The sequence below is a fragment of the Niallia sp. genome, assembly GCF_031978665.1.
Taxonomy (GTDB): domain Bacteria; phylum Bacillota; class Bacilli; order Bacillales; family Cytobacillaceae; genus Niallia.
Genome location: NZ_DALZDK010000026.1, coordinates 67,252 through 74,004, shown reverse-complemented (window position 1 = coordinate 74,004; position 6,753 = coordinate 67,252). Strand labels below are relative to the sequence as shown.

The window sequence follows — 6,753 nt, the reverse complement described above, 5'->3', positions numbered from 1 at the left end:
ACGATAAGTCAACATCGGTTCACTAACGTTCACCGTGTTTCCTTTATCTCAGGAATGACCGCTCCACCCCACACGCCCCAAACCGGGTGCGCTTCCGCATTTCGACTAATTATATGAATTATCGGAATAAAATTTGGCCCTTTTTGGGGGAAATCGTATATACTAAAAAAAGAAGTTGATATTATGATGGTTGTGAGGAATTTACATGGAGAAGGATTTTCAAGAATTTATAAAGAATTTCTATAAATTATCAGGAATAGATTTGTCTTTATATAAAGAAGCACAAATGAAAAGAAGGTTGACATCTCTTTATGAAAAAAGAGGTTTTACATCTTTTGCAGATTATTTTAAAGCGATACATACTAATAAAGAATTATTGGATGAGTTACTTGATCGAATGACGATTAATGTTTCTGAGTTTTACCGTAATTATAAACGCTGGGAAGTTTTAGAGAAAAAAATATTGCCATCCCTCCTCCAAACTAAATCGCAGCTGAAGGTTTGGAGTGCAGCTTGCTCAACAGGGGAAGAGCCTTATACATTATCCATGCTGCTTTCCAACGAGAGGCAGTTGGGGTTGGGGAATTTCCAAATCCTTGCAACTGATATTGATGCAAACGCATTGGACCGGGCGAAAAAGGGTCTATATCTAGAACGAGCACTAAATGAAGTGCCGCTGGCTCAAAAGGCTAAGTATTTTGAACAGCAGGGTACAATGTATAAAATAAAAGATGAAGTGAAAAAAAATGTCACATTTAAAAAGCAAAATTTATTGTCTGATTCATTTGATGGGCCATTTGATTTAATTGTATGTAGAAATGTTTTAATATATTTTACTGAAGATGCAAAAGATTTACTTTATCATAAATTTGCGAAAGCCTTAAGACCTGGTGGGATTTTCTTTGTTGGCAGTACGGAACAAATTTTCACACCGGCAAAATATGGATTAGAAACAGCCGATACTTTTTTCTATCGAAAAATATAAACAATGGCAAAACATAAGTATAGTTTGTCTTTGTTTTGCTATTGTTTGTATAATTGCTCATTCATGGTCCTTCGAGATTAAGATAGATTTGTATAATTTTGCAAAGATTTTTAGGGTTTTCTCTATTCATAACTGGATTGATATGTTATATTGAAACATAATCACTTTAAAGCGTTGAAGGGAGAAAGGATTTAATTATGAGATACTTAACATCAGGGGAATCGCATGGTCCCAAACTAATTACGATTATAGAGGGGCTTCCTGCTGGAATGCCTTTATTAGCGGAAGATATCAATCAGGAATTAGCTAGAAGGCAAAAAGGCCATGGTAGAGGAAGAAGAATGCAAATCGAAACAGATACTGCAGAAATCGGCGGTGGCGTTAGACATGGCTATACGTTAGGTTCACCTGTTTCTTTAATTGTAGAAAATAATGATTGGAAACACTGGACTAAAATTATGGGGCAGGATCCGATCGATGAATCAGAAGCAAATGAGATAAAAAGAAAAATTAGCCGTCCAAGACCTGGACATGCTGATTTAAACGGCGCTATTAAATATGGTCATCGTGATATGAGAAATGTCTTAGAGAGATCTTCTGCACGTGAAACGACAGTTCGTGTTGCAGCAGGAGCGGTGGCAAAAAAATTGCTTGCATTACTAGGTATTAAAGTTGCTTCTCACGTAGTGGAAATTGGTGGGGTGAGATCAAATGTAACGGATTATGAATCTATTGATAAGCTTAAGGAAATTACCGAAAACTCACCAGTTCGTTGTTTAGATGAACAAGCAGGAATCGAAATGATGAAGGCAATTGATGAAGCAAAAGCAAATGGCGATTCTATCGGTGGCGTTGTAGAAGTTATTGTGGAAGGCATGCCTATTGGTGTTGGTAGCTATGTTCATTATGATAGAAAATTAGATGCGAAGCTTGCTTCTGCCATTATGAGTATTAATGCATTTAAGGGAGTAGAGATTGGGATAGGTTTTGAAGCTGCAAGAAAGCCAGGAAGTGAAGTCCATGATGAAATTATCTGGGATCAAGAAACAGGTTATTCTCGCAGAACGAATCGTTTAGGTGGTTTAGAAGGTGGAATGACCAATGGTATGCCAATAATAATTAGAGGGGTAATGAAGCCGATTCCGACTCTTTATAAACCGTTAAAGAGTGTCGATATTGATACAAAAGAAGAGTTTACAGCGAGTATTGAACGAAGCGATAGTTGTGCAGTTCCTGCTGCTGCAGTAGTAGCAGAGCATGCAGTTGCATGGGAGCTTGCTTCCGCGATTGTAGATCAATTTTATTCTGATCGCTTCGAAGGGCTATTGGCTAATATTGCCGAGCATAATAAACATGCGAGGGAATTCTAATGACGACAGTTTCTGTTCAGACAGCGTCGAAACGATATGATGTATGGATTGGGGAACATGTTATTGAAACGTTGAGTTCTTTTATAGAAAAGAATTTTGCTGACGTAACAAAGGTACTGATTATTACCGATGAATTAGTAGAACAGCTGCATTTGAAGGTAGTAGAAAAAAATCTTTCCTCCCTTCCTATTGTTACTTATACTGTACCGACAGGTGAAAAGGCGAAAACATTTGATGTTTTTTACGCTTGCTTGACCTTTATGCTTGAGCAGCATTTGGATCGTAAATCACTGGTGCTTGCATTAGGTGGCGGGGCAGTCGGTGACTTGGCTGGTTACGTGGCGGCATCTTTTATGAGAGGAATTCCATTCATTCAAGTACCTACAACCATTCTAGCTCATGATAGTGCTGTTGGTGGCAAGGTAGCTATTAATCATCCACTTGGAAAAAATATGATTGGCGTTTTTAATCAGCCAGAGGCTGTTTTTTATGATACGAACTTTTTATCTACCTTGCCAATTCAAGAGCTTAGATCAGGATTTGGTGAGGTAATCAAGCACGCGTTAATAAGTGATTCACAGTTTTATCGTGAATTGCTTAGCCAGATAAGAGATTTGTCAGAAGTTCCCTTAACTTATTGGTCTACGATTCTTGAAAAGGGTATTCTTGTTAAACGTAAAATCGTAGAAAAAGATGAAAAAGAATCAAATGTAAGAGCCTTTTTGAACTTTGGTCATACGCTTGGACATGCAATAGAAGCAGAAATGGGCTACGGAAAATTCACGCACGGTGAAGCAGTAGTCATTGGCATGATTTTTGCATTAAGATTAAGCAAGCAAAGATACGACTTAGTTTTTGCATTAGAAGAATACATAAATTGGCTTGAACAACTAGGTTATGCATGTAATATACCAGGAGATTTAAATGTCGAACGGTTAATTGATCGAATGAAGCAAGATAAGAAATCGATAAATGGTAGCATCCGTTTTGTTCTTTTGAAAGAGATTGGTTACCCTGTTTTAGTAGAAATGGATGAAGAGGAAATTAGAAAAGAATTAGCGTTATTTAAAGGTGGGAAATAAATGATTAGAGGAGTTAGGGGAGCTATAACGGTTGAAAATAATGAAGAGATAGAGATATTAACTGCGACAGAAAGTCTTGTTAACGAAATGATTAAATCGAATAAGATAAAAGCAAGTGATGTGGCTTCTGTCTTTATATCAATAACGGATGATATAAATGCTGCTTTTCCGGCTAAAGTTATTCGCTCGCAAGAAGATTGGACATACGTTCCAGTCATGTGTATGAAAGAAATAGCAGTACCTAATTCGCTCGAAAAATGCATTCGCATTATGATGCATTGGAATACAGAAATTAGTCAAGATGAAATACAACATATTTATTTAGAAAAAGCCATTCAATTAAGGCCAGATTTAGCAAAACAATAAATAACTTTTCGGGGTGAAAATAATGAAGTGGAAACAGCAGCTTTTAAGTTTAAAAGCTTATCAACCAGGTAGAACTATTGAAGAAGTGAAAAAACAATTTAATTTAGATCATATTGTAAAACTTGCCTCCAACGAAAACCCTTTTGGGAGCTCTCCAAAAGTATTAGAAGCATTAAAAAAAGTAGATGGCTCTTATGCTTTGTATCCAGATGGATATGCTACAAACTTACGCTATGCGCTTGCTGATTTTCTTAAGGTAACACCAGAAGAGTTAGTGCTTGGAAATGGTTCTGATGAAATTATTTTAATGATTTCGAGAGCACTTTTAAGTCCGGGATTGAATACAGTAATGGCTAGTCATACATTTGGCCAGTATAAGCATAATGCGATTGTAGATGGTGCAGAAGTAAGAGAAGTGCCGCTAACAGAAAAAGCGGAGCATGATTTACCTGCGATGCTTGCTGCAATCGATGAAAATACAAGTGTTGTATGGCTTTGTAGTCCAAATAATCCAACTGGTACGTATATTCCTGAAAATGATATAGTTGCTTTCTTAGAAAAAGTTCCACAGGAAGTCCTGGTTGTATTGGATGAAGCATATTATGAATATGTAGTTGCAGACGATTATTATGATTCTATTTCTCTAACAAGAAAGTTTTCTAACCTTATCGTTTTACGAACATTTTCGAAAATATATGGTCTTGCAAGCTTCCGAGTAGGATATGGAGTTGCAAATGCTTCTCTATTAAACACATTAGATCCGATTAGAGAACCTTTTAATGTGAATACATTAGGACAAATTGCAACAGAAGAGGCACTTAAGGATCAGGAGTTTGTTGAATCTTGCAGACAGAAAAATAGAGAAGGCTTAGAGCAGCTATACCGTTTTTGTGAGGAGAATAATTTATCTTACTACCCATCGCAAACGAATTTTATCTTAGTTGATTTTAAAATAGATGGAAATGAAGTATTCCAGTATTTAATGAGTAAAGGATATATCGTCCGTTCCGGTGTGCCTTTAAATTTCCCTACTTCTGTCCGGATAACAATTGGATCAAAAGAAGAGAACGAAGGCTTGATAAAGGTGATGACACAATTTCTTACAGAAAAGAAAGTCGCGAAATAATGTTGCCATGAGAATAGAAGGCGGTGATAGAATGAACGGTCGCGTCTTCATAATAGGCTTAGGACTTATAGGTGGATCGTTAGCTTTATGTATAAAAAAAGAACATCCAGAAAGTATCATTTCTGGATATGATATTTCTCACGATAATTTAAAGTTAGCTAAAATGCTAGGTGTTATTGATGAAATAGCAACAACGATTGAAGCAGGGGCAAAATCGGCTGATCTTATTATTATTTCTACACCAGTGAAAGAAACAGAAACCATCATCGAAATGCTTTCAGCAATCGAGCTAAAACAAAATGTGCTGATTACGGATGTTGGTAGTACTAAATCCGTTATTACGAATAAATCGCAAGTGCTATTAGACAAAGGCATTACTTTTATAGGGGGACATCCGATGGCGGGCTCACATAAAAGTGGTGTCTCGGCTTCAAAAGTAATTCTTTTTGAAAATGCTTTTTATTTGCTAACCCCTCATGAACGAATTAGTGATCAAATGGTTCAGCAATTACTGAAATGGTTGCAAGGGACAAATGCGAAGTTCTTAATTATTTCTCCAGAGGAGCATGATTTATTAGCAGGTGCAATTAGTCATATGCCTCATATAGTTGCTGCATCGTTAGTGCATCAGGCAGATCATATTAGTGAAAGCCATAAGCTTGTTACAAGATTAGCGGCTGGTGGCTTCAGAGATATTACGAGAATTGCTTCAAGTAGTCCTTCCATGTGGCGAGATATATTAATACATAATAAAATCGTATTAATCGAGTTAATGAATGACTGGAAACAAGAAATGGATAAAGTTCTTGCGCTTATTGAAAATGAGCGAGCAGAAGAGCTGTATGCTTATTTTTCACGGGCGAAAACGGTAAGGGATGGTCTGCCTCAGGATCAAAAAGGTGCGATACCAGCTTTTTATGATTTATATGTAGATGTTCCTGACTATCCAGGGGTGATTTCTGAAATTACAGGCTTTTTGGCTAAAGAAAAAATAAGCATAACGAATATTCGCATAATGGAAACGCGAGAAGAGATTTTTGGAATTCTCGTTATCAGTTTCCAAACAGAGGAAGATAGAATAAGGGCGCAGAAATGCATTGCCTCTTATTCTAATTACGATACTACGATTGGATAGAACGAAGGTGGATGTATTGGACTTAATAACACTTAAACAAAATATGCATGGATTAAATGGAGAAATTGCAGTCCCAGGGGATAAATCGATTTCTCATCGTTCGATTATGTTTGGATCAATAGCAGAAGGAACGACAACCGTTACCAATTTTCTTTTAGGAGAAGACTGTTTAAGCACAATCTCTTGTTTTCGAAAATTAGGTGTGTTAATTGAACAGAATGCTGAAAAGGTAGTTATCTATGGAAAAGGAATAGGAGAATTACAAGAACCAAAAGACATTTTGGATGTTGGGAATTCAGGTACAACGATTCGGTTATTAACAGGGATATTATCGGGATTACATTTTCACAGCACATTAGTCGGTGATTCATCGATTGGCAAGCGTCCAATGACAAGAGTGGTTACCCCTTTAAGAGAAATGGGTGCAAAGATTGACGGCAGGGAAGAAGGAAAGTACACTCCTTTATCCGTTCGTGGTGGGGATTTGCAAAGCATTACCTATCGATTGCCTGTAGCAAGTGCACAAGTTAAATCAGCCATTCTATTTGCAGGCCTAAATGCAGATGGTATTACAAAGGTGATAGAGCCAGTAGCTACACGGGATCATACAGAAAGAATGATCCAACGATTCGGTGGACATATTAGTAGACAAGAAAATGAAATTCAAGTTGAAGGTGGTCAAAAGCTGA

Annotated in this window: 7 protein-coding genes; all 7 read left to right on the top strand. The window is 37.0% G+C overall.

Annotation, left to right across the window (positions count from 1 at the left end):
* Positions 1–205 precede the first annotated feature (205 nt).
* Positions 206–985 carry a CheR family methyltransferase gene (locus RTL21_RS15045; protein WP_312096841.1) on the top strand — a complete coding sequence of 260 codons (780 nt, stop codon included), beginning with the start codon at positions 206–208 and terminating at the stop codon, positions 983–985.
* Between the two features lie 197 nt (positions 986–1,182).
* Positions 1,183–2,355 carry a chorismate synthase gene (aroC, locus tag RTL21_RS15040; protein ID WP_312096839.1) on the top strand — a complete coding sequence of 391 codons (1,173 nt, stop codon included), beginning with the start codon at positions 1,183–1,185 and terminating at the stop codon, positions 2,353–2,355.
* The gene (gene aroB, locus RTL21_RS15035) at positions 2,355–3,437 is read left to right on the top strand and encodes a 3-dehydroquinate synthase (protein ID WP_312096837.1); all 1,083 of its coding nucleotides are present in this window, start codon (positions 2,355–2,357) and stop codon (positions 3,435–3,437) included. The genes aroC and aroB overlap by 1 nt, the downstream gene beginning before the upstream one ends.
* Entirely contained in the window at positions 3,438–3,803 is a 366-nt protein-coding gene (aroH, locus tag RTL21_RS15030) for a chorismate mutase (RefSeq protein ID WP_312096835.1), read from the top strand.
* Positions 3,804–3,825: 22 nt separating this feature from the next.
* On the top strand, positions 3,826–4,929 hold the full coding sequence (gene hisC / locus RTL21_RS15025) for a histidinol-phosphate transaminase (RefSeq protein WP_312096833.1): 1,104 nt from the start codon (positions 3,826–3,828) through the stop codon (positions 4,927–4,929).
* A gap of 31 nt (positions 4,930–4,960) precedes the next feature.
* Positions 4,961–6,064: a prephenate dehydrogenase gene (locus tag RTL21_RS15020; protein WP_312096831.1), complete on the top strand. Its 1,104-nt coding sequence runs from the start codon at positions 4,961–4,963 to the stop codon at positions 6,062–6,064.
* Positions 6,065–6,107: 43 nt separating this feature from the next.
* Positions 6,108–6,753: 3-phosphoshikimate 1-carboxyvinyltransferase (locus tag RTL21_RS15015; protein ID WP_312096849.1), on the top strand; the 646-nt coding region annotated here is incomplete at its 3' end.

What these genes read in the sequence shown, in the direction of transcription:
- RTL21_RS15045 (WP_312096841.1), top strand. Translation starts at nt 206, where the DNA reads ATGGAGAAGGATTTTCAAGAATTTATAAAGAATTTCTATAAATTATCA.
- aroC (WP_312096839.1), top strand. Translation starts at nt 1,183, where the DNA reads ATGAGATACTTAACATCAGGGGAATCGCATGGTCCCAAACTAATTACG.
- aroB (WP_312096837.1), top strand. Translation starts at nt 2,355, where the DNA reads ATGACGACAGTTTCTGTTCAGACAGCGTCGAAACGATATGATGTATGG.
- aroH (WP_312096835.1), top strand. Translation starts at nt 3,438, where the DNA reads ATGATTAGAGGAGTTAGGGGAGCTATAACGGTTGAAAATAATGAAGAG.
- hisC (WP_312096833.1), top strand. Translation starts at nt 3,826, where the DNA reads ATGAAGTGGAAACAGCAGCTTTTAAGTTTAAAAGCTTATCAACCAGGT.
- RTL21_RS15020 (WP_312096831.1), top strand. Translation starts at nt 4,961, where the DNA reads ATGAACGGTCGCGTCTTCATAATAGGCTTAGGACTTATAGGTGGATCG.